Source organism: Microbacterium sp. NPDC056569 (genome assembly GCF_042793475.1).
GTDB lineage: Bacteria > Actinomycetota > Actinomycetes > Actinomycetales > Microbacteriaceae > Microbacterium.
This window is the reverse complement of sequence record NZ_JBHTUV010000009.1, coordinates 48940-74255: the sequence shown is the minus strand read 5'-3', so window position 1 is coordinate 74255 and position 25316 is coordinate 48940. Positions and strand designations below refer to the sequence as shown.

The following is a 25316-nucleotide window of genomic DNA, read 5'->3' as shown; positions in this document are numbered from 1 at the left end:
GTCACTCCCTTCTGTGCGATTGCGGTCTGGTGAGAGGGGGCTGGATGCTGAGGCCCCGTGCCGTGCGAGCGGCACGGGGCCTCAGCATCCGTTGCGAGATCAGCCGGCGGCAGCCACGAGGGACTTGCGGACGTCCTCGGGGAACCAGTCGTACTCCTCGAGGTACGGGTCGGGCTCGATGAACTCGTCGGACGCCCAGACGATGTCGAACTGGTTCTCGGCGTTGATCTTGCCGATGTGCCCGGGCTTGGAGATGTGGTGGTTCTCGCCGTCGAGCGTGACGACACCCTCCGGCGCATCGACGGTGATGTCGTTCTCGGTCGCTGCGGCGTTGATCGCGTCGACGTCGAAGGACCCCGCTGCCTCGACGAGGGCCTTGTAGAGGTACAGAGAGATGTACGCGGCCTCCATCGGGTCGCTGGTCACACCGCTCGAGCCGGGGTACGCCTTCCAGGCCTCGATGAACGCCGGGTTGTTCGGGGTGTCGAGCGACTGGAAGTAGTTCCACGAGGCGTAGTTGCCGGTGACCTCGTGGCCCATCGCGGGGGCCTCCTCCTCGGCGATCGACACCGAGATGATCGGGGTCGTCTCGGGAGTGAGGCCGGCGTCGTAGTACGCCTTGACGAAACCGACGTTCGACGAGCCGTTGATGGTGTTGAAGATGAAGTCCGGCTTCGCTGCGGCGATCTTCGCCACCTGCGTGGTCCAGTCGTCCTTGTCGAGCGGCACGTACTCCTCGCCGACGATCTCGATGCCGAGCTCCTCCGCGTAGAGCTTGATGATCGCGTTCGCGGTGCGCGGGAACACGTAGTCGGAGCCCGCGAGGAAGAGGGTCTCGACGCCCTGCGAGGCGAGGAAGTCCATCGCGGGGATGATCTGCTGGTTGGTCGTGGCGCCGGTGTAGTAGATGTTGGGCGACGACTCGAGGCCCTCGTACTGCACAGGGTAGAAGAACAGGCCGTTGTGCTCTTCGACGACCGGCTTGACCGCCTTACGGGACGACGAGGTCCAGCCGCCGAAGATCGCCGCGACGCAGTCCTGGGTGAGGAGCTTCTCGGTCTTCTCCGCGAAGGTCGGCCAGTCCGTGGCGCCGTCCTCCTGGATGTACTCGATCTGCTTGCCGAGGATGCCGCCGTCGGCGTTGATCTCGTCCGCGGCCATGTGCAGGACGTTGGACACCGTCTTCTCGGAGATCGCCATGCCGCCGGTGAGGGAGTTGAGGAAGCCGAGCTTGATGGTGTCGCCGGACGTGTCGACGCAGCTCTCGGCGGCCGCAGCCGAAGCGGTCGGGGCGGCATCCCCGGCGCGGCTGCCGCAGCCGGAGAGGACCAGGGCGGCGCTCGTGACGAGTGCGCCCGCGGCCAGGATCGCCCGGAGGCGGTTCCTGTGGGTGGTGATCATGCTGTGCTCCGTTTCAAGGGTGAGGCGGTGCGTTTCGGGTGTGATGCGGTGGGTGCGAACCGAGCGCACGGGCGCTGCAGGTGGTCCCACGATGGAGCCGCGGCATTACATTGCCATTGCTCGAACGTATCGAGCATGTAAACAGTGCATCCGCGGTTGTCGTGATTTGCGTTGATTTTCCGCGGTTTCAGGCAAGCCACGCGCGCGCGGAAGAACATCACTGCTCTCGCGCGGTGGCAGACTTCTGACATCCATTGACGAGGAGGGAGCACTCATGCACCTGTCGCCTGCAGACACGGAGAAGCTGCTGCTCGCCGTGGCCGGCATGGTGGCGCGCGACCGCAGGGAGCGCGGCGTCAAGCTGAACCATCCGGAGGCGGTCGCGCTGCTGTCGACCTGGGTCATCGAGCGCGCCCGCGACGGCGCGGAGGTGGCTCAGCTGATGACCGAAGGACGCGCGGTGCTGAGCCGCGACGACGTCATGGACGGCGTCGCCGACATGCTCGTCGATGTGCAGGTCGAGGCGACGTTCCCCGACGGACGCAAGCTCGTCACCCTCCACCACCCGATCGACTGAGGAGCTGCCATGGCATCAGGTTCTGCTTCCGGACCCGGCGCCATCCGGGTGCGACCCGGATGGATCGAGCTCAACGCGGACCGCGCCGACGACGAGCGACTCGAGCTCGTGATCCTCAACACGGGCGACCGGCCGGTGCAGATCGGCTCGCACATCCATCTGCCCGACGTGAATGCGGCGCTCGAGTTCGATCGCTCCGTGGCCGCCGGCTTCCGCCTGGACATCCCCTCGGGCACGTCCGAGAGGTTCGAGCCCGGAGTGTCGAAGCGGGTCGCCGCGGTCTCGTTGCGCGGGCGTCGACGTGTACCCGGTATCCAGATCAGAACGACGGAGGCCGGCTGATGGTGCGCATCGACCGGGAGCGATACGCACGGATCTACGGCCCGACGACGGGCGACCAGATCCGGCTCGGCGATACCGACCTGTGGATCGAACTCGAGGACGATCTCACGGCAGGGGGCGAGGAGGCGGTCTTCGGCGGCGGGAAGTCGATCCGCGAGTCGATGGCGCAGAGCACGGTCTCACGCGCCGACGGAGCCCTCGACTCGGTGATCACGAACGCGGTCATCCTCGACTGGTGGGGCGTCGTCCGCGCGGACGTCGGCATCCGTGACGGCCGCATCGTGGGCATCGGGCGCGCCGGCAACCCCGACATCGCCGATGGGGTCGACCCGCGCCTGGTCATCGGCCCTTCCACCGATGTGATCTCCGGTGAGGGGAAGATCCTCACCGCCGGTGCCATCGACTCGCACGTGCACCTCCTCTCCCCCTCGCAGATCCACGAGGCACTGGCGTCCGGCATCACGACCGTCGTCGGCGGCGGCACCGGCCCGTCCGAGGGTTCGAAGGCGACGACGGTCACCCCCGGTGCGTGGCACCTCGAGCAGATGCACCGCTCCCTGGACCGTCTGCCGGTGAACGTGCTGCTGCTCGGCAAGGGCAACACGGTGTCGGCAGCGGCGTTCGAAGAGCAGGCGCTGGCGGGCGCGGCCGGGTACAAGGTCCACGAGGATTGGGGGTCCACGCCCGCGGCGATCGATGCCAGCCTTCGCGCCGCCGAGGAGTGGGGGCTGCAGGTCGCCCTGCACAGCGACTCCCTCAACGAGGCAGGGTTCGTCGAGTCGAGCATCGCGGCGATGGCGGGACGCAGCATCCATGCCTTCCACGTCGAGGGCGCCGGCGGGGGCCACGCCCCCGACATCCTCTCGATCGCGAGCCTGCCGTACGTCATCCCGGGGTCGACCAACCCGACGCTGCCCCACACGGTGAACACGGTGGCCGAACACCTCGACATGCTCATGGTGTGCCACCACCTCAATCCCGGGGTGCCGGAGGACCTCGCGTTCGCGGAATCCCGCATCCGCGCGACGACGATCGCCGCGGAGGACATCCTCCACGACATGGGCGCGATCTCGATCACGTCGTCCGACGCCCAGGCGATGGGCCGCATCGGCGAGGTGATCACGCGCACCTGGCAGGTCGCACACGTCATGAAGGCCCGCCGCGGTTCGCTCGGGGGGAGTCTCCCCGCCGACAACGAACGCGCCCGCCGATACGTCGCGAAGTACACCGTCAACCCGGCGATCGCACACGGGATCGACGGCGAGGTCGGCTCGGTCGAGGTCGGGAAGCTCGCCGACCTGGTGCTGTGGGACCCGCGCTTCTTCGGGTTCCGCCCGAGCGTCGTCGTGAAGGGCGGCGGGCTGGTGTGGGGGGCCCTCGGGGATCCCAACGCGTCGATCCCGACGCCGCAGCCGGTGCTGATGCGCCCCTCGTTCGCGGACGCGATCGGCGGTTCGCTCTCGGTCTCGTTCGTCGCGCCCGCGGCGCTGGACGCCGGACTCGAGGACCGGCTGGGACTCACCCGCCGTCTGCTGCCGCTGCGCTCGACGCGCGAGGTCGGCAAGGCCGACATGCGCAACAACGACACCCTCCCCCGCATCGACATCCGTCCCGACACGTTCGACATCTCGATCGACGGCGACCGCGTCGAGCCCGCACCGGCCGCGCGGCTGCCGCTCGCCCAGCTCTACCAGCTGTTCTGATGCCGGCCCTCGCTTCCTCCACCGCGGCTCTGCTGCTCGCCGACGCGCGGCTGCCTTCGGGCGGTCACGCGCACTCGGCGGGCGTCGAGCCTGCGGTGACGGCGGGGGTGGATGCTGCCCACCTGGGCGCGCTCCTGCACGGCAGGGCTTCGACCACCACCCTCGTCGAGGCGGGCACCGCCGTGGCCGCGCGGCACGCCCGCATCACGGGCGGCGACCTCGACGCCGTCGAGGCCGCATGGGCGGCCCGGACGCCGAGCCGTGCCCAGCGGGACGCCGCGCGGGTGCTCGCGCGAGGGTACCTGCGCGTGGGCGGCGCGCTGCTTCCGGGCGACGAGGTCGTCGCCGCATGGCGAGAGCGCCCGACTCCGCCGCCACGTCCGTGCGTGCTCGGCGTCATCGCTGCCGGGCTCGACGTGCCTCCGCTGGAGCTGGCCAGGCTCGTCGTCTACGAAGACATGCAGGCCGCCGCCGCCGCAGTGCTCAAGCTGGAGCCGCGCGACCCGCTCGAGCTCGTGTCGCTCGTCGTCGAGCTGTGCAGCACGGTCGAAGGCCGGCTGGCCGAGATCGCCGCGATCACCGACCCCGCAGACATCCCCGCACTCACCGCACCACAGTCCGAAGCCTGGGCCGAGGCCCACGCACGATCCACCAGGAGGCTCTTCCGTGCCTGAATCCACCGCATCCCGCGCCCTGCGCCTCGGCGTCGCCGGACCCGTCGGCACCGGCAAGTCGTCGCTCATCGCGACGATCTGCCGCGCGCTGGCAGACGAGATCCGCATCGGCGTCATCACCAACGACATCTACACCGATGAGGATGCCCGCTTCCTCCGGTCGGCGGGCGTGCTCGAGCCCGAGCGCATCGTCGCCGTCGAGACCGGCGCGTGCCCCCACACGGCCATCCGCGACGACGTCACCGCCAACCTGCTCGCCGCCGAGGACCTCGAGCGCGCGTTCGCCCCGCTCGACATGGTGGTGATCGAGTCGGGCGGCGACAACCTGACCGCCACGTTCTCGCCCGCCCTGGTCGACGCGCAGATCTTCGTGCTCGACGTCGCCGGCGGCGGCGACGTCGCCCGCAAGGGCGGACCCGGCATCGGCCGTGCGGATCTGCTGGTCGTGAACAAGACCGACCTGGCGCCGTATGTCGGGGTGGACGTCCCGCAGATGGTCGCCGATGCCACCGCCGCCCGCGACGACCGGCCCGTGCTCGCCCTGTCGCGCACCGACGCGCCCTCGGTGGTCGCGCTGCGCGCGTGGGTGCTCACGATGCTGGCCGCGCACCGAGCGGGCTCGCACATCCCGCAGGACCCGGGCCCGATGGCACCCCACTTCCACGCGGATGAGGACGGCAACGGCTTCCTCCACACGCACGAGGACGGCGAAGCACCGCACGCGCACTCCGTCGGCGAGGCCGGTGCGCCCTCGCACAGCCACGCCGATCACGTGCACCCGTGAACCCGTGAACCCCTCCGTCGTCGACATCTCCCCGCGCGGAGAAGGTGTGTCGTGCACCCTCACGGGCGAGCTCGTCGTGCCGCGCCTGGTGCGCCGGCACGGGAGATCCGTCGAGGTGGCGCTGGTCGCGGGGCGCGCGATGCTCCTGCCGGGCGACGACGTGCGCATTCGGATCCGCGTCGGCGAGGACTGCACTCTCAGCCTCGTCGACATCGGCGGCCTGGTCGTGTACGGCCGTCCAGGCGAGGCCGGCGCCGCGTCGCAGTGGCACGCTCGCGTCGACCTGGCGGCCCGCGCACACCTTGCGTGGGACGGTCTTCCGACGGTGATCACGGATGCCGGTTCCCTCACGCGGTCGCTGACCATGACGCTCGCCCGCGGTTCGTCGGCGATGCTGCGCGAGACCCTCGTGCTCGGCCGCGTCGGCGAACGCGGCGGGCGGCTCACCGCCGACACCGACATCCGGGATGCGATCGGTCCGATTCTGCGCGAGACCCTCGAGGCTCGGGGGGATGCACGCGTGCCCGGCATCCTCGGGCCGACGCGCGTCGTCGACAGCCTGATCGCGGTCGGCGACGACGTAGCCGTCTCCGACGTCCGCGGCACGACCCGCCTCGACCTCGAACGCGCGGGCACCGTGCTCCGCTATCTCGGCGACGCCGCCCACGACAGCCCACTCAGCGGCAGTCTCACCGTGGCCACCAGACCCCACCTGGAGCCGGCACATGTCGCCTGAGCGGGCGAACCAACCACGAGCGGCTCGGCGCGCGAGGCCGGAGCCCGTCGGATCCCCTGAGGACGGAGCATCCATGAACCGCATCACGTCGCCCGCGCGCCGCGTGCTGGTCGTCGCCGGCGCCCTGCTGATCACCAGCTGGGCCCTGTTCGCGATCGTGGTGGCGCCCGGCGACTATCAGGCGGGCAGCTCCACCTTCGGGATCGGACTCGCCATCACCGCCTTCGTGCTCGGCATGCGACACGCCTTCGACGCCGACCACATCGCCGCCATCGACAACACGACCCGCAAGCTGATCGACGACGGAAGGGATCCCTCGAGCGTCGGCCTGTGGTTCGCGCTGGGCCACTCCACGGTGGTGCTGGTCGCCGTGGGTCTCGTGACGGCCGGTGTGGGCGCCTTGACCTCGCAGATCGGGACGGATGACTCTCCCTGGGCGATCTTCACCGGAGTGTGGGGCCCGACTGTGTCGAGCGTGTTCCTGCTCGCCATGGCGGCCGCGAACCTCGTCATCCTCCTCCGCATCCTCCGTCGCGCACGCGGGGAGACTCCCGCCCATCTGGCGGCTCCGCTGCCGGGCGGTCCCATCTCGCTGATCATCGCACGCACCTCGGCGTCGCTCGACGCTCCATGGAAGATGTTCGTCGTCGGCCTCCTGTTCGGCCTTGGATTCGACACCGCATCCACAATCGCGCTGCTCCTCATCGCCGGCGGAGCGGGCATCGTGATGCCCTGGTACGCGGCGATGGTCCTGCCGCTGCTGTTCACCGCGGGAATGGTGGCGTGCGACGGGATCAACAGCATCGTCACCGCGAGGCTCTACCGCTGGTCAGCCGACCGTCCGGAGCGCCGGACCCGCTACAACGCCGTGCTCCTCACCCTCTCGGTCGCCGTCGCTTTCATCGTGGGGACGGTCGGCTTGTGCGGCGTCCTCGTCGATTCAGCGGGAGTCCGGTGGGCACCGGTGCAGGTCATCGCCTCGACCGACCTCGATTCGTTCGGACTGATCATCGTCGGTGCGCTCCTCGTCGCATGGCTCGCCAGCTGGACGTTCGCCCGCTTGCAGCGCACCGCCACGCCCTGAGCCGCTGCGGCCGACCCGACGTGGCTCGCGAGAGCGTTGAAGGTCGGTCTTTCCCGGTATCGCCCCCCGGCGGACGATGAGAGCATGGATGCCCGGCAGGGGCTGCGTGCCGAGCAGGTCGACGTGCAGGTCTTCGAGAAGGTCGCCGATCCGAGCGGATCGCAACTCCAGGGGTCAGGACATCACCAGGCGTACGCTTCGGGTGCGACGCCCGGGCCCGTCCACAGCGCGTCGAGCCGGGCCTGCGCCTCGTCGTCGAGATCGAGGTCGGGAACCCCAGCGAAGGCGCGGAGCTGGTCCGCCGTTCGCGGCCCGACGATCGGCGCCACCACCCCCTCCTGCGCCAGCAGCCACGCGAGTGCCAGTGCCGCCGGCTCGACCTCGAGCTCCGCGGCCAGCCGCTGCGTGCCTTCCAGCGACGCACGGTGCTTCTCGGACGCGGCGAGGGTCGCGGCATCCGTTCGCCGCACGCCGTCTCCGCGGCCGGCGAGCAGTCCACCCGCCAGGGGGCTCCACGGCACGATGCCGATTCCGAGCGCCCGCGCTGCCGGAAGGACCTCGCGCTCGATGTCGCGGCGGGCGAGGCTGTACACCGACTGCTCGCTGATGAGGCGCCACCGGTGGTCCTGCGCGGACGCCTGCGCGAGGGCGAGATGCCACCCGGCGAAGTTGGACGAGCCCGCATAGAGGATCTTCCCCTGAGCGCGCAGCGTCTCGAACGCCTCCCAGATCTCGTCCCACGGCGCCAGCCGATCGACGTGGTGCATCTGGTAGACGTCGATGCGATCCGTCTTGAGGCGCTTCAGCGACGCGTCGCACGCGCGGCGGATGTTGAGTGCCGAGAGGCCGCCGTTGTTGGGCCAGGGATCGGTCTGCTCGAACACCTTGGTGGCCAACACGGTGCGCTCGCGGCGTCCGCCGCCTTTCGCGAACCACTCGCCGATGATCTCCTCGGAGGCGTGCGGGCGATCTGCCGTGCCGTACCGATTCGCGGTGTCGATGTAGTTGATGCCCATCTCGTGGGCCGCATCGAGGACCGAGTGCGAGGCATCCGTGTCGGCGTGGCGACCGAAGTTCATGGTGCCCAGGCACAGCCGCGACACCTCGAGCCGGCTGGCCCCCAGCGTCGTGTACCTCACCGGGCGGCCTCGCGCGCGATCGCGTCGGCGAGTTCGCGCACCAGCGCCTCGTCGACGTGCGCAGCACGCCACCGCGATCGCGACGACCACGCCAAGCCGGTGCGCCGCGCCACGAGCGCCTTCGCGGAGCCGGGATACGTCGGCCCCATCCGCTGCTCGATGTCGACGAGCAGCTGCTGCAGCCCCTGCACCCGGGGCGTGACGCCCTCTGCGGCGGCGAGCTCGCCGAGCCGTGCGACGAGGTCGGGCGCCACGTTGACCACCCAGCCGGACAGGCCCGCGACGCCGACCTGGAGCGACTCCGCGTAATTCTCGATGCCGGCGTTGAAGACCCGGAGCGGAGTGCCCTTCGCGTCGGCGACGCGCGTCGCCATGCGCGACACGTCGTGGCTCGTCTCCTTGAAGAACACGAACCTCTCGGTGCGGGCCAGCGCCGCGACCACGTCCTCCGACAGCACGCGGTGATACGGGATCGGGCACTCGTAGATCCCCAGGGCGACGTCGGGGAGGTCGGCCGCGAGCGCCTGCGCGAGTGCGACCATCCGCGCCTCGTCGTCATCGGGCGCGAGCACCGCCGACGCGATGAGCACGACGATGTCGACCCCGGCGGCGGCCAGGTCGTTCGCCTCGGCGACGATCTCGCCGAGGCTCTGACCGCCCACGACGGATGCTGCGACCGGCACCCGTCCGGCGGCGCGCTGCGCCACGCAGCGGGCGACCTCCACGCGCTCGGCGGGATCGAGCTGGTACATCTCGCCCGAGAGCGCGACCGCGAACAGCCCGTCGGCGCCGTGGTCGATGAGCCAGTCGACGTAGCCGGCGAGCGCCACGTCGTCGACCTCGTCGGTCTCGGTGAACGGGGTCAGGACGACGGGCCACACGCCCGGGGTTTCGGTCACGCTGTCTCCGGTTTCAGTGTTCATCGGGTGGCGTGCAGGTCGGCTCGTCCGAGGTCGAGCTCCTGCACGAGCTGTGCGATCTGGCGGAGAGGCTCGCCTTCGTGGTCGCCGATCGACTCGGGCTTCCAGCGGCTTCGAGCGCGCCAGTGCAGGCGGGACGAGGCATCCAACAGGAACTTGGCCGAAGTCGGATAGCGCAGGTTGATGCTGTGCTCCACCATCGTCAGGACGCGCTGGACGCGCAGCACGTCGGTCTGGTCGGTGTCGTTCGCGTGGCGACACACCCACGAGACGAGGTCGGGGTAGACGTTCGCCGCGTAGCCCGAGAGTCCCGCGGCGCCCGCCTGCATCGACGCCACCAGCGAGGCGATCGCCGCGTTGTACAGACGCATGCGGGTGTCGCCGATGACGTTCAGCCGCTCGGTCATCGTCGCGAGCGAGTGGCTCGTGTCCTTGTAGAACGTGAACCTGCCGGTCTGGGCCAGCCAGCGGACGGTCTGCACCGGCAGCAGGCGCTTGTACGGCAGCGGGCACTCGTACACGCCGAAGTCGACACCCGGGACGGCGTCAAGGATCCGCTCGACCGTGTCGATCCAGGCGGAATCCGTCGCGTCGGGCGGCGTGACGAGCGACGAGATCAGCACGACGGCGTCCACCCCTGTCGCCGCGACCTCGGCGACCCGGTCGGCCTGCGCACGCCAGTCGCCGCGCACGGTCGCCGAGGCGACGACCGGCACACGACCCGCGGCACGCCCTCGCACGTGTCGGGCGAGTATGAGCTGCTCGTCGCTGCTGAGGTCGTACATCTCGCTCGAGAGCGAGACGGTGAACAGTCCCGCCGCGCCGAGCTCGATGAGCCAGTCGGTGTACTCGTCGACGCCGTCGAGGTCGATCGACAGGTCCTCGCGGTAGGGGGTGAGCATGACGGGCCAGCCCCCGTCGGGCAGTCGGTGCGTCATCCCTTCAGCGATCCGCTCACGAGGTCCAGGCGCCAGTAGCGCTGGAGGAAGAGGAACAGCAGGATGAGCGGGATGATCGCGAGGAGGCAGCCGATGATCACCAGGTTGTACACGTTCAGCTGGTCGCTGCCCTGGTTCATCATCGAGTAGAACCCGACGGTGAGGGGGAAGGTCTCTTCGCGGCTCAGCATGATGAACGGCAGCAGGAAGTTGTTCCAGATCGCGACGAACTGCAGCAGGAAGATCGTGATCAGCCCGGGCACCATGGCGGGCAGCGCGATCGAGCGGAAGAGACGCCACTCGCTCGCGCCGTCGAGCCGGCCGGCCTCGAGCAGCTCGCTGGGCACCGCCGCACCGGCGTAGATGCGGGCGAGGTAGATCGAGAACGGGCTGATCGCGAACGGCAGCAGCACCGACCAGTAGGTGCCGGCGATGCCGATCTTCGCCAGGAGCAGGTACTGCGGGATCGCGAGCACGACACCGGGGATGAGCACGCCGATGAGCAGGAACGTGAAGACGAGGTTCTTGCCGCGGAAGTCGTACTTCGCGAGCCCGTAGCCCGCGGCCGCCGCGACGGCGGTCGCGGCGAGCCCGCCGCCCACCGAGAACAGGATGCTGTTGCCGCTCCACACGAGGAACGCGCCGTCGCCGAACGCCAGCAGCTCGCCGAGGTTCTCGAAGAAGCCGCCCGTGAAGCTCGGCACGAGCGTCGAGGTCGTGAAGAGCTCGCCCGCGCTCTTGGTCGACGCGGCGACCAGCCAGTACACGGGGAAGAGCGAGTAGGCGGCGCCGACGAGCAGCGTCAGGGTGGGCCAGAACCCGCCCTTCGGCGTGCGCGGTCGGGGGTCCCCGGCAGGGACGGAGTCCGGCCGGTTCGGTGCGACGGTGGTGCGGCGGGTGGCGGTCGAGGCGCTCATGACTCTCCTCCGAAGGCGCGGGTGCGCAGCAGCCGCAGCAGGCCCAGGCTCGCGACCATGGTGACGACGGTGATGACGATGGCCGTGGCGGATGCTCCGTAGAGATCGTTGGTGACGAACGCGTCGCGGTAGACGAGCATCATCGGCACCCAGTCCGACGTGATGGAGTTCGTCAGGGTCATCATCATGTTCGGCTCGCTGAAGATCTGGAGCGCACCGATGACGGTGAACAGGCCGGTGAGGATCACGCCCGGGAGGATGAGCGGCAGCTTGATCCGCAGCGCGAGCTGCGCCTCGCTGCAGCCGTCGAGGCGCGCCGAGTCGTAGATCTCCTGCGGCAGCCCGCGCAGCGACGTATAGAGGATGACCATGTTGAAGCCGATCGCACCCCAGATGCAGACGTTGGCGACGGCCCAGTAGGCGGACGCGCCATCGAGCGGATCGGGCACAGGGAGCCCGAATGCGGCGAAGAGCTCACCGACGGGGCTGACGCCCGGCAGGTACATGAAGCCCCACATGAGCGCCGCGATGACACCCGGCACGGCGTAGGGGACGAAGATCGAGATGCGCGAGAACCGCGTGAAGCGGCTCGCGAGATGGTCGAGCAGCAGCGCGAAGAGCAGCGCGAAGCCCATCGTGAGCGGAACCGCGATGAGGGCGAGGATGAGCATCCGTCCGAACGACGCGAGCAGCGCGGGGTTCGTCAGGGTGCGGAGGTAGTTGTCGAAGCCGACGAAGACGTCGGTGGCGACGCCGATTCCGGATGCCGGAACCCGGCGTCCCTGGACGCTCAAGACGACCGTGTAGACGAGCGGGGCGAAGAGGAGCCCGGCCGACAGGACGATGGCCGGTGCCAGGAAGAGCCAGGGCGCGACGGTGGGCCGGAGGCGGGTGGTGCGGAGGAGAGTCATGGTCTTCCTTTCGGGTGGGCCCGCTGACCGGGCCCACCCGTCGGATCAGGGTGTGCGGGCGGAGAGTCAGTCGACCGTGAAGCCGAGCTTCTCCATGTCGGCGACGACCGCCTTCTGGACCGTCGTGAGGGCGTCGGAGAACGATCCGTCCGAGCTGATGGCGGTCCCGAAGGCGTCGCCGAAGGTGCTGTACGCGGTGGCGACGTTCGGTCCCCACGTGACCGGCACGGCCTCCTCATCGGTCTTCGCGGCGACATCCCAGTAGTCGGTCTGCGAGGGCACGAGGGCCGCGGGGACGGTGTCCTTCAGGCCGGGCAGTTCGCGGCCCGCGAGGTTGGCGGGCCAGATGCTCGCGTTCTCGATGTAGGCCGTGAGCGCCTCCTCGGAGTTGTTGAGCCAGATCGCGAACTCCTGGGCCTCCTTCGCGTGCTTCGAGCCCGTCGTCACGACCGTCGCCGAGCCGCCGAGGGCTGCCGAGACCGAGTCGCCCTCGTTCCACTGCGGGATCTGGACGGCGGCCCACTTGCCCTCCGTGTCAGGCGCGTTCTGCAGGATGAGCGGCGGCGCCCACACGGCGCTCAGCCAGCTGGCGAGCGTGCCGTCAGCGAGAGCGGCCTGCCACTCGGGGGTCCACGTCTTGAGGGTCGTCACGACGCCCTCGTCGACCAGGCCCTGCCAGTAGTCGGCGACCTTCTGGCTCGGCTCGCTGTCGATGCCGACGCTCCACGACCCGTCCTCCTGCGACCACCATTCGGCGCCGGCCTGGGCGCTCAGCGCCGCGAACAGCTGTGCGTCGTTGGCGGGGAAAGTCGCCAGATACTTCGACGGGTCGGCCGCGTGGATCGTGCGCGCCGCCTCGGCGTACTCGTCCCACGTCGTCGGCGCCTCGAGCCCCAGCGACTCGAAGATGTCTGCCCGGTAGAAGAGGAACTGGGGACCGGTGCCCTGAGGAACGGCGTAGTTCTTGTCGTCGAACGTCGTGAGGTTCCACGCCGCCGGCGCGATCTGGTCCTCGTATTCGCCGAACGCGTCGGTGATGTCGGACGCGATCCCGTTGACGATCAGGTTCGGCAGATTCTCGTACGTCGTGTTGGAGACGTCGGGAAGACTCCCCGCCTCCTTCGCCGCCGCCAGCTTGGCCACGATGTCCGCAGCGCCGACGGAGGTGTTGACCTCGACCTGCACGTCGGGGTGGGTCTCGTTCCAGACATCCACGATCTTGCCGATGTTGGGCGCCCACGACCAGTACCTCAGGACGATCGGCCCCTCGGCCTCCGCGGTGTCCGACGCGCCGGCGGCGCAGCCGGCGAGGGTTGCCGCGGCGAGGACGGCGGCGAGCGCGCCTCCGACGAGGCGGAACGCAGTGCTGTTCATTGTCAACTTCCTTGTCGTGAATGAAGGAGCGGCGGAGCGGCGGACCGGCTGGTTTACCGCTCACCTAAATTGGATTACCGGTAAACCTAGCCGCGATGCGTGCTCAGCGCAAGCGGCGCTCGCGAATCAGGCGGGGATGGCCGACGCGCGCGCGATGAGCCGGCTGCGCGGGTACACCGGCATCGAGTCACCCGGACGCTCGATGAGCGTCAGCAGACTCTTCGCGGCGACGTGACCCGCCTGCGTGAAGTCGATGTGCACCGTCGACAGCGGCGGGGAGAAGTACGCGGCCTCGGGGATGTCGTCGATCCCGACCACGCTGAGATCCTCCGGAACGCGCAGGCCGCGCTCACTCAAGGCGCGGAGCACACCGAGCGCCATCCGGTCGTTGGCCACGAAGACGGCGGTGGAATCCCCCAGATCCGCGTCCTTGACGACCTCGTATCCGGATGCTGCGGACCAGTCGCCGTGTCCGACGATGCGTGCGTCGACCGATCGAGCAGCCATGCGCTCCACGTACACCGCCTCGCGCGACGTGGCCGAGTCCCAGCCACGTGGGCCCCCGACGAACGCGACGCGCTCATGCCCGAGATCGGCGAGGTGGTCCATCACCATCCCGGCCGAGATGCTGCGGTGCGCACCCGCGGAGTCCGATTCCATGTCGCCGTTGACGTCGAGGAACACGGGCATCCGGAAGCGGATGCGCTCGAGGGCCTCGCGGACGTTTCTCGTCGGGGAGGTCGCCAGCACGCCCGCGACGTCCGTGCCGTTGATCTGCTCGAGCGCGGTGGCGATCTCGTCCACTGCACCCAACGGATCCACGGTGACGATGTCCAGGACGTAGCCGGCGCCCTCCGCGACCTCGGAGATCCCTCGCAGCACCTTGCTGGTGCTCGATTCGAACGTCTCATAGCCGACGACGCCGATGCGTCGCCGCTGGGAGCGGGCGAGCGCACGCGCCCCGACGTTCGGCCGGTAGTTGAGGCGCCGGATCTCCTCCTCGACACGCTCCCGTGTCTCGTCGCGCATCCCGCCGAGCCCGCGCAGCACTTTCGACACCGTCTGGTGCGAGACGCCCGCGGCCTTCGCGACGTCGTAGATGGTCGCGGGACGATCGGGCCGGGCGCGGGACATGATGCCGCCAGATTAGCGGTAACTCGCCCGACCTCCCGACGAGGACGCGGTACGCGCCGCGCGCGATGTGCTCGGCATCCATCCCACCGCAGCGGCCGATGTCGTCTCGCGCCGGCAGCAGCCGAAGGCTCAGAAGTTCGACCAGCATCTGTTCGTCATGCTGTGGAACGTGCTGCGCATGCCTGACCAGTCGCTGCGGCTCGGCGAGACCTACCTGTACATCGGCGAGGGCTGGCTGCTCACCGTACAGCGCGGGAACGGCGCGGAACTGCCCGACCTGCCGAAGCTGCTCCTCGATGCTCCGGAGGGCGCGCTCGCCGACACGCTGCCCGCGGCGTACCAGATCATGGCGCAGATCGTGGACGGGTACGCGAAGGCGGCAGCGGACATCGAGACCGCGCTCGAGGAGCTCGAGGAACAGGTGTTCAGCGAAGAAGGACGAGAAGACCATCACCGCATCTATCGGATCCGCAAGAACATCGGCCGCGTCGACCGCGCCGTCTCGAGCATCGCCGCGGCCCTGCACGAGAGCACGCGGCATCTGGAGACCGGCACCGTCGGCAAGGAGCAGATCCTCCCCTACCTGCATGACCTGCTCGACGACGCAGCCGGCACGGCCGCACTGATCAACAACCAGAGCAAGGGCCTGGATGCGATCCTCTCGAGCCATGAGAACAACGTGGCCGCCCGGCAGAACCAGGACATGCGGACCATCTCCGCCTTCGCCGCGCTCCTCGCCGTTCCCACCCTCATCGCAGGGCTGTACGGGATGAACTTCGAGAACATCCCCCTCGTGCAGTGGCAGTTCGGCTGGATCGTCATCGGGCTCGGCATCGTCACCATCGACCTGATCATCTACAGGCTGTTCAAACGCCGGCGGTGGCTCTGACGAGCGGTTCCTGTCGCGCGTCCGCCGGGCAGCGGCGCCCGGGTCCGGTTACGTTGGCGGCATGGAGACGAAGATCGCCGGTACGACCATGCCCGTGCTCGAGATCACCCTCGGCGGAGGTGAGCGGATCATCGCGGAGGGCGGCGACGTGTCGTGGCTGACGCCAGGGTTCGACATCGAGACGTCGACCGGGTTCGGGACGGGTGGCCAGGGCGGCTTCATGAGCGGACTGAAGCGGATGGTCGGTGGGGGGCAGCTGTTCCTCACCCAGTACACCGCGTCCGCTTCCGGCGGCTTCGTCGCGTTCGCGGCGCAGCTGCCGGGGACGATCCGAGAGCTGGCGATCGACGCCGACGACGAGTACATGGTTCAGTCGGGTTCGTACATGGCGAGCACCCCGGACGTCGAGGTGTCTGTAGGCCTCCAGAAGAAGCTGGGCGCGGGCATCTTCGGTGGCGCCGGCGTGGTGTTCCAGAAGCTCGCCGGCACCGGCACGGCGTGGGTGCAGCTGGCTGGCGAGATCGTCGAGTACGAGCTGCAGGCGGGGCAGTCGCTGCTGATCCACCCCGGACACCTGGCGCTGTTCCGCGCGAACATGCAGCTGGAGTTCGCGAGCATCAAGGGCATCAAGAACAAGCTGTTCGGCGACTCGATGTTCCTCGCCCAGCTGCACGGCCCCGGGCATGTCTGGCTGCAGTCGATGACTCCGGCCAAGCTGGCCGCCGCGATCGAGCCGTACCTGCCCGACAAGTCGTCGTCGAGCAACAGCTGACGCGGCGCGGCCGGAGTATTCGTCCCCGTCAGTCGTGTGGCGATGAGACGGATGCTGCGGCTCGCGGTCAGGACTCGCGCACGGCGCCGGCCGGGGGCGAGGTTGCGGGCGCCGCGCCGGCGGTGCGACGGCGGCCGCGGCGGTAGAGCAGGTAGGCGATGCCCGCGAAGATGATGAGTGAGATCGCGCCCACGACTCCGCCTTCGGGCCCGAAGCCTCCACCGGTGACCCAATCCGGCGCACCCTCGGTGGGTTCGAGGAAGATGAGCCCGGTCTTCTGCACGTTGATGCCGTCGACCTGCACGCCCCACACGTTGCCTTCGGCCCAGTTCCAGCCGCCGTGGATGCCGATGATCAGCCACAGCGAGTTCTGCCACAGCACGATGAACGCCGCGAAGATCGCGTACATCATGATCGTCGTGAAGCCGAGAGGCTTGGTGAGCACCCCGTGCATCAGCGTGAACAGCAGGGCGGGCAGCACGATCGCGAGCCATCCGGGCATCTGCAGCGCCGAGTTCTGCATCAGGAAGCTGCGGATCAGGACTTCCTCGTTGCCGCCCTGCACGACGTGCGTCAGCACGAGGACGAGCACGAGGAGCGCCGCGGTCGATCCGCCCATCGTTCCGGCCGGTGGGTCGATGAGCCGGTAGTTGCCGGTCGCCCAGAGGAGCAGGATCGGCACGGAGATCATCAGCGCGCCGATCGGAATGCCCAGCAGGAGCACCAGCAACCCCCGGCCGGGACGACGGAAGCCCATGGTCTTGATGTGCCGGCGTTCGAAGAGCACGACCCACAGGATGATGAGCGCGGTCGGGATCAGGCCCGCGGGTATCTCGAGCCATTGCGCCTCAGGAGAACCGGGCTCGGGGTGCAGGGTGAGCTCGAACACGCCCATGATCCCGAACTGGACGATGAAGATCATCCCCAGGAGGACTAGAGGGTACGCGATCCACCAGCGGGTGACACGCTTGCCGGTGGCGGCGTCCTGGACGAACGGAGTGTCGCGAATCGACCCCGTGCGAGGCGCGGCGGTGGCGGAGTGCGGGACCGTCATGCGACGTCCGCCACCGGGATCGCGGGGACCTCGGCCGATCGGCGGGCATCCCAGCGTCGATAGACGACGAACGCGATCGCGGCGGCGATGAGCAGCACGATGACGGCCGGAAGGCTGGCCTCAGTGCCGAAGTCACCGCCGGTGAGCCAGTCCGGCGCGTCGGCGGCGGGCTCCAGGAAGATCGCTGAGGTGGTCAGGGGCGGCAGAGCCGACACGGGGACCCCGTAGATGTTGCCCATCGTGAAGTTCCAGCCGGCGTGGATGCCGATCACCAGCCACAGCGCCCCGGTGCGCAGCACCAGGAAGGACGCCATCAGCGCGAACAGGAAGATCATCGCGAACGGCAGCGGATGCAGCAGCACCCCATGGATCAGCGTGAACAGCAGCGCAGGCAGAAGCACAGCGAGCCAACCCGGGAACTTCAGTCCCCCGTTCTGCAGCAGGAAGCCCCGGGTGAGGAGCTCCTCCACGCCACCCTGCACCACGAACGTCAGCGCCAGCAGGATCAGCAACGACACCGCCGTCGACCCCGCGGTCGACCCTGCGGGCGGATCCACCTGCACGTACGCGCCGGTCGCCCACAGGAACAGCGTCGGGATCGACAGCAGCGCGAACCCCGCGACGAAGCCCACCACGAGGATGACGAGCCCGCGCCCGGGGCGACGGAATCCGAGGGTGCGGACCTTGCGGCGCTCGAACAGCACCACCCACAGCACGAGGACCAGGCCCGCCGCAGCGAACCCGATCATCTCCTGCAGCTGCGCCTCCGGCGTGCCGCGCTCCACCGGCCACGTCTGGGAGAACACCGCCAGCACGCCGGCCTGGACGCCGAGGATGAGGACGAGGAAGACCAGGATGTAGGCGAGCCACCACGGTGTCACCCGTTTCCCGGTCGCGGCATCCTGAACGAAGGGGGTGGTGCGGACAGACATCGGTCTCCTCGTGTGGGGCGAGCAACAGGCGGGAGGGGTGCTGGTCCGCTCACGCTATCGCACGGGCGAGAACACACTCGGTCGATGCGTTCGCCATCCGGCGAACGCGCGGTCGACACGCGAGCGGTGCGGCCGGGAGCCGTTGCGAACGCCGGCTCGATCCCAGGGCGCGTGCTCAGAGGAAGGACCCTCCGGATACTTCGAGTCGCTCACCCGTGACCCATCGCATCGCGTGGGAGGCGAGGGAGGCTACGGCATCGCCGATCTCTTCGGCGTGTCCGACGCGTCCGAGCGCGATGTGCGCCGCCAGCTCAGCGCGCAGTGCGGTGTCGTCGCGCATGGCTCCGCCGTTGAAGTCGGTGGCGGTCGGTCCGGGAGCGACGGAGTTCACACGGATGCCGCGAGGCCCCAGTTCGGCCGCGAGGCTGCGGGAGAGCGTCTCGACGGCTGACTTCGACGCGGCGTAAACCGCGGTCGCTGGGCTGACGTGGCGGGTGAGTGATGTGCTGATGTTGATGACGTGGCCTCCGCCTTCGAGGAGAGGCAGCATCGCTTGAGTGAAGAAGAACGTCCCCCGCAGGTTGGTCGTGAACAGCGCGTCGAACACCTCAGGCGTGACGTCGTCGACCGGCGCGAAGGCTCCGATCCCGGCGTTGTTGACCAGGACGTCGAGGCGGTCGACGCCCCATTCCGCTTCGAGCCGCACGCGCAGCGAGGCAACCGCATCGCGGTGGCCCTCGGCATCCGTCACATCGACAGCCCACGGGAGGACGGGGATGTTCTCGGCCTGCAACAGGCTCACGGTCTCGGTGGCGTCACTGCTGGGCCGGTGGGCCGCGATGATCCGGTGACCGCTTCGGCCGAGGGCGAGCGCGATGCTCTGCCCGAGGCCCCGGTTGACGCCGGTGACGACGGCGGTGGCCTGTCCGGTCATGTGTTCTCTCCGTTCGGGAAGGTGACGTGCATGAGCGGGCTCCCCGCGATCCACTCGTCGAGGGGCTCGACGGGCTGCGGGATGCCCGCGGGATTGCGGGGCTGGTTGAGGTCGTCGATGATCGCGGCGAGGACGTGCGCGCGGGCCTCGAGAGCGCGCACAGGGGTTGCGCGGGCGTCGAGGTCGACACGCATGCCGTGCTTGAGATGGAACGTGAAGTCCGGGTGGCGAAGCAGGTTGGCGTACCAGCTGCGTCGCGCGGGCGAGGTCGTCAGGTAGATCTCACCGTCGACTCGGTAGAACCACACCTCGATGCGCCGCGATCTGCCGGTCTTCGCGCCGATGGTGGTGATGTCGATGGTGCGTTCGCGGGCGCTGGAGTCGGGCGTGATGGCGAGGGCTCGTGCGATCTGCGTCTTCATGGCCATCACTGCAGGTGGGTGTTCATTTTCCGGACGGATGCCGCGTGCCTGCCTTTCCGTCACAGCATCGCGGTGAGCACGCCGCCGTCGGCGCGGACCGCAGCCCCGTTGGTGGCCGACGCGAGCGGACTGGCGAGATAGGTCGCGAGATTCGCGATCTCGGACGGGTCGATGAACCGCTCGAGCAGCGTCGTGCTGTTCTGGCCGATGATCGCCGCCTTGACTGCGTCGACCGGAGCGGACTGCGACCCGGCGATCGACTCGATCGTCGCTGCGACGCCATCCGAGTAGGTGGGGCCGCCCAGCACCGTGTTGACCGTCACGCCCGTGCCGCGGGTGAGCTTGGCGAGCCCGTTGCCGAGCGCGATCATCGCCGCCTTGGTCACGCCGTAGTGCACCATGTCCGCCGGCACGTTCACGCCGGACTCGCTGCTGATGAACAGCACGCGCCCCCACCCGCGCTGCAGCATGCCGCCCAGCAGGTGACGCGAGAGGCGCACGCCGCTCATCACGTTGACGTCGAGATAGCGCGCCCACTCGTCGTCGGAGACGGACTCGAACTCGGCGAGCCCGAAGAGCCCGACGTTGTTCACGAGGATGTCCACCTCGCCGAGTTCCTCGAGCAGGCGGCCCACTTCGCCGGGCACAGCGAAGTCCGCGATCAGGCCGTTGTGGTCGGCGTCCGGGTATTGGGCCCTCAGCTTCGCCACGGCCGCGTCGACACCATCCGCCGACCGCCCGTTCACGATCACTCTCGCCCCTTCGGCGGCCAGGCTCGACGCGATGGCGAACCCGATCCCCTGGGTCGATCCGCTCACGAATGCCGCCTTGCCGTGCAGCTGCAGTTCCATCCGACTCTCCTCACCACTGCTCCACGCAGTCGATTCACTTTCCTAGGCAAGTAAATCTAGTGCAGATTCGCTTGCCCGAGCAAGTTTGTCGGCGTGGCACGGAAGCCGTCGACGGCCGTGGCATAGCCTCGTGGCATGCCCCAGTCCTCCGAGCCGTCAGGCTTGAGCGCGACCCATCTCGAGGTGTGGGCATCGGTCGCGACCCTGCTCGAACGTCTTCCGGCGGCCCTCGACGCCCAGTTGCAGCGCGACAGCGGGCTCACACACTTCGAGCACGGTCTGCTGTTCGCGCTGGACACCGCGCCCGAGCGCACACTGCGCATGAGCACGCTTGCCGGCTACGCGAGCAGCACGCTCTCACGGCTGTCGCGCGCCATCTCCCGACTGGAGAAGAAGGGATGGGTCCGCCGCGAGGTCGACCCGACCGACGGACGCGTCACCCTGGCCGTGCTGACCGACGCCGGACATGACGCCGTCGCACGGTCGACTCCGGCCCACCACGCGCTCGTCGAGCGGCTCGTCTTCGAACCGCTCACCGAACAGCAGATACGCCAGCTCGGCACGATCAGCAGGCGCATCGCAGAGGCCATCGATCCCGCAGCGACGTGGAGTCCGGGCAGCCGCCACACGTCATCGCCGTAGGAGTGCGGCTCTCGGTCGCCCGTTCCTCGCGCTCAGGCGTCGCGCGAGCGCCAGAGCAGCCAGACGAAGTACGGTGCGCCGATGAGCGCCACGACGAGCCCCGCCGGGAGCTGTGCCGGCGCGATCACCGTGCGGCCGAGGGTGTCGGCCGCACCCACGAGCACCGCGCCCAGCAGCACGGCCACCGGGATCACGCGACTGTGCTTCGCGCCCACGAGCGCCCGCGCGGCGTGCGGTGCGACGAGTCCGACGAAGCCGATGACCCCCACCGCGACGACACTGAGGGCCGCGAGCACGGCCGCCGCGACGAGCAGCAGCAGGCGGGTCCGCTCGAGGCGGATGCCGACGAGCCGCGGCGTGTCCTCGTCGATCGCGAGGATGTCGAGGTCGCGCCGATGCGCGAACACGAACGGCAGCGCGATGACGAGCACGATCGCGAGCGGGATCACCTGCTCCCAGATGCGGCCGTACGTCGTGCCCGACAGCCACGTGTAGATCTTCGGGGTGTCCCACGGGTTCGCGCGCAGCAGCACGAAGGTCGTCAGGGCGACGGCGCCGTACGAGACGCCGATCCCGATGAGGATGAACCGGTCCGCGCTGAGCCCGCCGCGCCAGGCCAGTCCATACACGAGCGCGAAGGCGAGGAGCCCGCCGATCACAGCGGCGACCAGCATCCCGAACGTGGTCGCCGTCGCACTCGTCACGACCAGCACGGCGCCGAGCCCCGCACCGCCCGTGATGCCCAGCAGGCTGGGGTCGGCCAGCGGGTTGCGGCTCACCGCCTGCGTGACGCTTCCTGCCAGGCCGAGCGCCGCTCCGGCGACCACGGCGGCGATCACCCGTGGCGCGCGCTCGTCGAGCGCGAACGCGATGCGCGGGGGCGCAGCATCCTGCAGCCAGAGCAGGATGTCTCCCGTCAGGAGCCGTGTGCTGCCCAACAGCATCCCAGCGAGCACGATCGCGCCGAGCGCGATCGCGGCGACGACCACCACGACGACGAACCGGCGGCCGCTGCGCACGCCGATGCGGATGGTGGGCGGGCGGCGGGTGGGCCCGGAGTCGCGGAGGCGGCGGGCCATCACCACCAGCACGATCGCGCCGAAGACGGTCGTCGCGACCCCCGTCGGCACGGCGATGGCATCCTCGGGGCCGATGAGGGCGCGCAGCAGCGCGTCGGCGAGGATCACGACGATCGCGCCGATGAGCCCCGAGAGCGGGATCAGCAGGAGGTGGCGGCCGAGCGCCGGCACCACGCGCGCCAGCAGCCGGGCGAGCACGGGTGCGCACAGGCCCACGAAGCCGATGGGTCCGGCGAGCGTCACGGCCGTGGCGGTGAGAAGGACCGCGAGAAGGATGCCGCTGATCCGCGTCGACCGGATCGGCACGCCGAGCGACGAGGCGGTGTCGTCGCCGAGTGCGAGCACGTCGAGGCGGCGCGACAGGACGAGGGCGAGCACGACCGCGACGACGACCACGGGCGCCGCACGCAGGAAGCTCTCGAGCCCGAGCTGCGACAGGCTGCCGCTGCCCCACGCGAGCAGACCCTTCGTCTCCTCCGAGAACAGCACGAGGAGCGCCGACGTGCCGGCCTGGAATGCGAGAGCGAGCGCCGATCCGGCGAGGACGAGACGCGTGGTCGAGGTGCCCGCTCCCCCGGCCAGGCCGAGTACGAGAGCCGCGGCAGCGAGGCCACCGGCGAAGGCGACGAATCCCGAGGCCCAGATGGGCACCGCGATCCCGAAGGCCGCGACCGCGGTGACCGCCAGGTACGAGCCGGCGGTGACGCCGAGCGTGTCGGGCGAGGCCAGCGCATTGCGCGACAGGGACTGCATCAAGATGCCCGCCACGCCCAGGGCGATCCCCACCGCGACGCCGGCGGCGAGCCGGGGCACGCGGGATCCCCACAGCACGTCGGCGTCGGCGAACACGGCGCCGCTCGTCCCCTGGGTCAGATGCCAGCCCGCGGCCAGCACCAGGGCGACCAGGAGCGCGAGCAGGACGCCGACGGCGGCGCCGGTCGTTGAGCGAGCGCCGCGCGACGGACCCGCACCCGGTGCGAGCGCCGGGTGCGCAGCATCCGTCCCGCCCGCCGCTTCACGCGACGAGCGAGTGGCGCGCTCGCTCAACGACCGACCGCTCACTGGGTGATCGCGGCGACGTACGCGTCGATGATCTGCTCGGCCGAGCGGGGGCCGCCGAAGGTCCAGATGCCACCGGGGAACGCGGCGATGCGGTCTTCCGCGACGGCCGGGATCGAGGCCCACGCGGGGTTCTCCGCCGCGGCGTCGACGAAGCTCTCGGAGTCGGGGTCGACCGTGCCGGTGTAGAACAGGTTGGCGTCGCCGATCGTGGTCATGCCCTCGATGTCGGTCTGGCCGAGGCCGTAGGCCGGGTCCACCTCGCCGGTCCAGGCGTTGGTGAGACCGAGCTCCTCGCCGAGCTCGCCGACGAGCGAGCCCTGGCCGAACGGACGCAGCGACACGTTGCCGCCGTCGACCCAGCCGTCGAAGTAGACGAAGTCGGTCACCGCGGGCGCGGCACCGGCGACCTCCGCCTTCGCGTCGGCGAGGTGCTGCTCGAACTCGTCCTTCACGACGCCGGCGCGCTCGGTGCGGCCGGTCGCCTCGGCGATCAGGTCGAAGGTGTCGAGCATCTGCCCGATCGGGTCCTCGGCGTTCGCACCGAGGGTCGCGAGCACGGGCACGCCGTACTCCTCCAGCTGCGAGATGATCGCGTCGTCGCGGGTGTACGCCTCGACGATGACCAGGTCGGGCTCGGTCGCGAACAGTGCGTCGAGGTTCGGCTCCTGGCGCGTGCCGACGCTCTCGACGCTCGCCGGCAGCTCCTCGGCGGTGTCCCACGTGCGGTAGCCGTCGGCGTCCGCCACCGCCACCGGCGTGAGGCACAGCGACAGCACGTCCTCGATCTGCTGCCACTCGAGCACCGCGACCTTCGCGGCCGGCTCATCGAGGGTGACCGTGCGCCCGAACGCGTCGGTGAGCTCGACAGGGTCCGTCGACGTCGTGGTGGCGTCGTCGGCGCAGCCGGCACTGCTCGACACCGTGGTCTCGGTGTCCGCCGAGGCGGGGACCTCGGTGGTGCCGCACGCGGTCAGCGCGAGGGCGAGGGCGCCGAGAACGGCGATGGCGGCGATGGGCTTGGTCATGGGGCAGGCTCCAGAACTGTCGGATGGGAGGGGGTACAGAGGGCGTCGGCGGCCGGCGCGGCGGCGCGCGCGTCAGGCGGGGACGGCCGCGCTGCGGCGAGGGCGCTCGTGGTGACGACCGCGCGGGATCACGCGCACACGGCCGGTCGCGTCATCCACCGCCGTCTCGATGCGGAAGCCGTACACCTCGGTGAGGTTCTCGGCCGTGAGCACGTTGTGGGGTGCGCCCGTGGCATGCACGCGGCCGCGGCACATGAGCACGACTTCGTCGGCGACGGATGCTGCGTGGTCGAGGTCGTGCAGCACCACACCGACGGCGGTGCCCCGGTCGGCGAGATCACACACCAGGTCGAGGGTCTCGATCTGGTAGCGCAGGTCGAGGTGGTTGGTGGGTTCGTCGAGCAGCAGGATGCCCGTGCTCTGCGCCAGCGCGGTCGCCAGCCACACACGCTGCAGCTCCCCGCCCGAGAGCTGGTCGACGGGCCGATGCTCCATCGCCGCGAGCCCGGTCAGGCCGAGCGCGCGATCGATGGCCTCACGGTCGGCGTCGGTGGCACCCGAGAAACGGCCGCGGTGAGGGTGGCGGCCGTACGCGACGACATCGCGCACCTCCAGACCCGACGGATGAGGGCGCGACTGCGAGAGCATCGCGACCGTTCGGGCGAAGGCCTTGGCGGAGAGGGATGCTGCGTCCCGACGCCCGTCGGCGCCGTCGATGTGCACCGACCCGGTGTCGATCCGGTGCAGGCGCGCGAGGGCCCGCAGGGCCGTCGACTTGCCGCTGCCGTTGGGACCGATCAGGGCCGTCACGATGCCGGGTCGCAGATGGAGCGACACCTCGTGGACCACCCGGGTGCGACCGTAGCTGAGAGCCAGCGAGTCGCCGTGCAACTCGTCCGTCGGCCCTGCGGGCCCGCCATCCGTGATCACGTTAGGGAAGCCTAAGCTATCTCGGCGCCAGGCTCCAAGATCGTGACGTGACGCGGCCTCTGTCAACCCTGATGACGCCCGATGGTCGCC

At 69.7% G+C, this 25316-nt stretch carries 25 protein-coding genes and 1 pseudogene; 10 read left to right on the top strand and 16 right to left on the bottom strand.

Going from position 1 to position 25316, the window contains the following annotated elements:
- Window positions 1-99 precede the first annotated feature (99 nt).
- Entirely contained in the window at window positions 100-1401 is a 1302-nt protein-coding gene (gene urtA, locus ACFQ7C_RS11985; protein ID WP_378901046.1) for an urea ABC transporter substrate-binding protein, read from the bottom strand.
- 274 nt (window positions 1402-1675) lie between these two features.
- On the opposite strand from urtA, the gene ACFQ7C_RS11980 reads away from it, so the two are divergent.
- The 7 genes from ACFQ7C_RS11980 (at window position 1676) to ACFQ7C_RS11950 (ending at window position 7301) form a co-directional block, all read left to right on the top strand.
- A complete protein-coding gene (locus ACFQ7C_RS11980) occupies window positions 1676-1978 on the top strand; it encodes an urease subunit gamma (RefSeq protein WP_378901043.1) in 303 nt (100 codons plus the stop codon).
- 9 nt (window positions 1979-1987) lie between these two features.
- Window positions 1988-2320 carry an urease subunit beta gene (gene ureB, locus ACFQ7C_RS11975; protein ID WP_378901040.1) on the top strand — a complete coding sequence of 111 codons (333 nt, stop codon included), beginning with the start codon at window positions 1988-1990 and terminating at the stop codon, window positions 2318-2320.
- The gene (locus ACFQ7C_RS11970) at window positions 2320-4023 is read left to right on the top strand and encodes an urease subunit alpha (protein ID WP_378901037.1); all 1704 of its coding nucleotides are present in this window, start codon (window positions 2320-2322) and stop codon (window positions 4021-4023) included. The genes ureB and ACFQ7C_RS11970 overlap by 1 nt, the downstream gene beginning before the upstream one ends.
- Complete coding sequence (locus tag ACFQ7C_RS11965; protein ID WP_378901034.1) at window positions 4023-4697, top strand: urease accessory protein UreF; 675 nt, start codon at window positions 4023-4025, stop codon at window positions 4695-4697. The genes ACFQ7C_RS11970 and ACFQ7C_RS11965 overlap by 1 nt, the downstream gene beginning before the upstream one ends.
- A complete protein-coding gene (gene ureG, locus ACFQ7C_RS11960) occupies window positions 4690-5481 on the top strand; it encodes an urease accessory protein UreG (RefSeq protein ID WP_378901031.1) in 792 nt (263 codons plus the stop codon). The genes ACFQ7C_RS11965 and ureG overlap by 8 nt, the downstream gene beginning before the upstream one ends.
- Window positions 5482-5485: 4 nt before the next feature.
- Complete coding sequence (locus ACFQ7C_RS11955; protein ID WP_378901028.1) at window positions 5486-6217, top strand: urease accessory protein UreD; 732 nt, start codon at window positions 5486-5488, stop codon at window positions 6215-6217.
- 73 nt (window positions 6218-6290) lie between these two features.
- On the top strand, window positions 6291-7301 hold the full coding sequence (locus tag ACFQ7C_RS11950) for a HoxN/HupN/NixA family nickel/cobalt transporter (protein ID WP_378901025.1): 1011 nt from the start codon (window positions 6291-6293) through the stop codon (window positions 7299-7301).
- A 182-nt stretch (window positions 7302-7483) separates the two neighbouring features.
- Here ACFQ7C_RS11950 and ACFQ7C_RS11945 read toward each other — a convergent pair whose 3' ends face one another.
- From ACFQ7C_RS11945 to ACFQ7C_RS11915, 7 genes are all read right to left on the bottom strand, one after another.
- The gene (locus tag ACFQ7C_RS11945) at window positions 7484-8440 is read right to left on the bottom strand and encodes an aldo/keto reductase (protein WP_378901022.1); all 957 of its coding nucleotides are present in this window, start codon (window positions 8438-8440) and stop codon (window positions 7484-7486) included.
- Window positions 8437-9339 (bottom strand): dihydrodipicolinate synthase family protein, encoded by a 903-nt coding sequence (locus ACFQ7C_RS11940; RefSeq protein WP_378901019.1) that lies wholly within the window; start codon window positions 9337-9339, stop codon window positions 8437-8439. The genes ACFQ7C_RS11945 and ACFQ7C_RS11940 overlap by 4 nt, the downstream gene beginning before the upstream one ends.
- Window positions 9340-9359: 20 nt before the next feature.
- The gene (locus tag ACFQ7C_RS11935) at window positions 9360-10298 is read right to left on the bottom strand and encodes a dihydrodipicolinate synthase family protein (RefSeq protein WP_378901016.1); all 939 of its coding nucleotides are present in this window, start codon (window positions 10296-10298) and stop codon (window positions 9360-9362) included.
- On the bottom strand, window positions 10295-11215 hold the full coding sequence (locus ACFQ7C_RS11930; RefSeq protein WP_378901013.1) for a carbohydrate ABC transporter permease: 921 nt from the start codon (window positions 11213-11215) through the stop codon (window positions 10295-10297). Before ACFQ7C_RS11930 ends, ACFQ7C_RS11935 begins: the two co-directional genes overlap by 4 nt.
- Window positions 11212-12126: a carbohydrate ABC transporter permease gene (locus ACFQ7C_RS11925; RefSeq protein ID WP_378901010.1), complete on the bottom strand. Its 915-nt coding sequence runs from the start codon at window positions 12124-12126 to the stop codon at window positions 11212-11214. The genes ACFQ7C_RS11930 and ACFQ7C_RS11925 overlap by 4 nt, the downstream gene beginning before the upstream one ends.
- Before the next feature lie 66 nt (window positions 12127-12192).
- Window positions 12193-13500, bottom strand: a complete 1308-nt coding sequence (locus ACFQ7C_RS11920; RefSeq protein ID WP_378901007.1) for an ABC transporter substrate-binding protein — start codon at window positions 13498-13500, stop codon at window positions 12193-12195.
- A gap of 126 nt (window positions 13501-13626) precedes the next feature.
- Window positions 13627-14634 carry a substrate-binding domain-containing protein gene (locus ACFQ7C_RS11915; RefSeq protein ID WP_378901004.1) on the bottom strand — a complete coding sequence of 336 codons (1008 nt, stop codon included), beginning with the start codon at window positions 14632-14634 and terminating at the stop codon, window positions 13627-13629.
- Window positions 14635-14680: 46 nt separating this feature from the next.
- Between ACFQ7C_RS11915 and ACFQ7C_RS11910 the strand changes: the two are divergent.
- Together ACFQ7C_RS11910 and ACFQ7C_RS11905 are read left to right on the top strand one after the other, a co-directional pair.
- Window positions 14681-15523 (top strand): annotated as a pseudogene (locus ACFQ7C_RS11910) (CorA family divalent cation transporter); the annotation flags it as partial.
- A gap of 61 nt (window positions 15524-15584) precedes the next feature.
- Entirely contained in the window at window positions 15585-16295 is a 711-nt protein-coding gene (locus tag ACFQ7C_RS11905; protein WP_378901000.1) for a TIGR00266 family protein, read from the top strand.
- Window positions 16296-16362: 67 nt separating this feature from the next.
- On the opposite strand, the gene ACFQ7C_RS11900 is transcribed toward ACFQ7C_RS11905, so the two are convergent.
- From ACFQ7C_RS11900 to ACFQ7C_RS11880, 5 genes are all read right to left on the bottom strand, one after another.
- Window positions 16363-17349 carry a CPBP family intramembrane glutamic endopeptidase gene (locus ACFQ7C_RS11900; RefSeq protein ID WP_378900997.1) on the bottom strand — a complete coding sequence of 329 codons (987 nt, stop codon included), beginning with the start codon at window positions 17347-17349 and terminating at the stop codon, window positions 16363-16365.
- Complete coding sequence (locus ACFQ7C_RS11895) at window positions 17346-18281, bottom strand: CPBP family intramembrane glutamic endopeptidase (protein ID WP_378900994.1); 936 nt, start codon at window positions 18279-18281, stop codon at window positions 17346-17348. Before ACFQ7C_RS11895 ends, ACFQ7C_RS11900 begins: the two co-directional genes overlap by 4 nt.
- A gap of 175 nt (window positions 18282-18456) precedes the next feature.
- Complete coding sequence (locus ACFQ7C_RS11890) at window positions 18457-19215, bottom strand: SDR family NAD(P)-dependent oxidoreductase (RefSeq protein WP_378900991.1); 759 nt, start codon at window positions 19213-19215, stop codon at window positions 18457-18459.
- Window positions 19212-19637, bottom strand: a complete 426-nt coding sequence (locus ACFQ7C_RS11885; protein ID WP_378900988.1) for a nitroreductase/quinone reductase family protein — start codon at window positions 19635-19637, stop codon at window positions 19212-19214. The genes ACFQ7C_RS11890 and ACFQ7C_RS11885 overlap by 4 nt, the downstream gene beginning before the upstream one ends.
- Window positions 19638-19696: 59 nt before the next feature.
- Window positions 19697-20488 carry an SDR family NAD(P)-dependent oxidoreductase gene (locus ACFQ7C_RS11880; protein ID WP_378900985.1) on the bottom strand — a complete coding sequence of 264 codons (792 nt, stop codon included), beginning with the start codon at window positions 20486-20488 and terminating at the stop codon, window positions 19697-19699.
- Between the two features lie 135 nt (window positions 20489-20623).
- Here ACFQ7C_RS11880 and ACFQ7C_RS11875 point away from each other — a divergent pair, with 135 nt between their 5' ends.
- Window positions 20624-21130, top strand: a complete 507-nt coding sequence (locus ACFQ7C_RS11875; RefSeq protein WP_378900982.1) for a MarR family winged helix-turn-helix transcriptional regulator — start codon at window positions 20624-20626, stop codon at window positions 21128-21130.
- Between the two features lie 32 nt (window positions 21131-21162).
- On the opposite strand, the gene ACFQ7C_RS11870 is transcribed toward ACFQ7C_RS11875, so the two are convergent.
- The 3 genes from ACFQ7C_RS11870 to ACFQ7C_RS11860 all read right to left on the bottom strand — a co-directional run bounded on the left by ACFQ7C_RS11870 (window position 21163) and on the right by ACFQ7C_RS11860 (window position 25223).
- Entirely contained in the window at window positions 21163-23256 is a 2094-nt protein-coding gene (locus ACFQ7C_RS11870; RefSeq protein WP_378900979.1) for an iron ABC transporter permease, read from the bottom strand.
- 11 nt (window positions 23257-23267) lie between these two features.
- Window positions 23268-24296, bottom strand: coding sequence for an ABC transporter substrate-binding protein (locus ACFQ7C_RS11865; RefSeq protein ID WP_378900976.1), 1029 nt, complete (start codon window positions 24294-24296; stop codon window positions 23268-23270).
- Window positions 24297-24368: 72 nt separating this feature from the next.
- Window positions 24369-25223 (bottom strand): ABC transporter ATP-binding protein, encoded by an 855-nt coding sequence (locus ACFQ7C_RS11860; protein ID WP_378901322.1) that lies wholly within the window; start codon window positions 25221-25223, stop codon window positions 24369-24371.
- Between the last annotated feature and the right edge of the window lie 93 nt (window positions 25224-25316).

Excerpts from the sequence above, each read along its gene's own strand:
- urtA (WP_378901046.1), bottom strand. The coding sequence starts at position 1,401 with ATGATCACCACCCACAGGAACCGCCTCCGGGCGATCCTGGCCGCGGGC.
- ACFQ7C_RS11980 (WP_378901043.1), top strand. The coding sequence starts at position 1,676 with ATGCACCTGTCGCCTGCAGACACGGAGAAGCTGCTGCTCGCCGTGGCC.
- ureB (WP_378901040.1), top strand. The coding sequence starts at position 1,988 with ATGGCATCAGGTTCTGCTTCCGGACCCGGCGCCATCCGGGTGCGACCC.
- ACFQ7C_RS11970 (WP_378901037.1), top strand. The coding sequence starts at position 2,320 with ATGGTGCGCATCGACCGGGAGCGATACGCACGGATCTACGGCCCGACG.
- ACFQ7C_RS11965 (WP_378901034.1), top strand. The coding sequence starts at position 4,023 with ATGCCGGCCCTCGCTTCCTCCACCGCGGCTCTGCTGCTCGCCGACGCG.
- ACFQ7C_RS11950 (WP_378901025.1), top strand. The coding sequence starts at position 6,291 with ATGAACCGCATCACGTCGCCCGCGCGCCGCGTGCTGGTCGTCGCCGGC.
- ACFQ7C_RS11935 (WP_378901016.1), bottom strand. The coding sequence starts at position 10,298 with ATGACGCACCGACTGCCCGACGGGGGCTGGCCCGTCATGCTCACCCCC.
- ACFQ7C_RS11930 (WP_378901013.1), bottom strand. The coding sequence starts at position 11,215 with ATGAGCGCCTCGACCGCCACCCGCCGCACCACCGTCGCACCGAACCGG.
- ACFQ7C_RS11925 (WP_378901010.1), bottom strand. The coding sequence starts at position 12,126 with ATGACTCTCCTCCGCACCACCCGCCTCCGGCCCACCGTCGCGCCCTGG.
- ACFQ7C_RS11920 (WP_378901007.1), bottom strand. The coding sequence starts at position 13,500 with ATGAACAGCACTGCGTTCCGCCTCGTCGGAGGCGCGCTCGCCGCCGTC.
- ACFQ7C_RS11915 (WP_378901004.1), bottom strand. The coding sequence starts at position 14,634 with ATGTCCCGCGCCCGGCCCGATCGTCCCGCGACCATCTACGACGTCGCG.
- ACFQ7C_RS11905 (WP_378901000.1), top strand. The coding sequence starts at position 15,585 with ATGGAGACGAAGATCGCCGGTACGACCATGCCCGTGCTCGAGATCACC.
- ACFQ7C_RS11900 (WP_378900997.1), bottom strand. The coding sequence starts at position 17,349 with ATGACGGTCCCGCACTCCGCCACCGCCGCGCCTCGCACGGGGTCGATT.
- ACFQ7C_RS11895 (WP_378900994.1), bottom strand. The coding sequence starts at position 18,281 with ATGTCTGTCCGCACCACCCCCTTCGTTCAGGATGCCGCGACCGGGAAA.
- ACFQ7C_RS11890 (WP_378900991.1), bottom strand. The coding sequence starts at position 19,215 with ATGACCGGACAGGCCACCGCCGTCGTCACCGGCGTCAACCGGGGCCTC.
- ACFQ7C_RS11885 (WP_378900988.1), bottom strand. The coding sequence starts at position 19,637 with ATGAAGACGCAGATCGCACGAGCCCTCGCCATCACGCCCGACTCCAGC.
- ACFQ7C_RS11880 (WP_378900985.1), bottom strand. The coding sequence starts at position 20,488 with ATGGAACTGCAGCTGCACGGCAAGGCGGCATTCGTGAGCGGATCGACC.
- ACFQ7C_RS11875 (WP_378900982.1), top strand. The coding sequence starts at position 20,624 with ATGCCCCAGTCCTCCGAGCCGTCAGGCTTGAGCGCGACCCATCTCGAG.
- ACFQ7C_RS11865 (WP_378900976.1), bottom strand. The coding sequence starts at position 24,296 with ATGACCAAGCCCATCGCCGCCATCGCCGTTCTCGGCGCCCTCGCCCTC.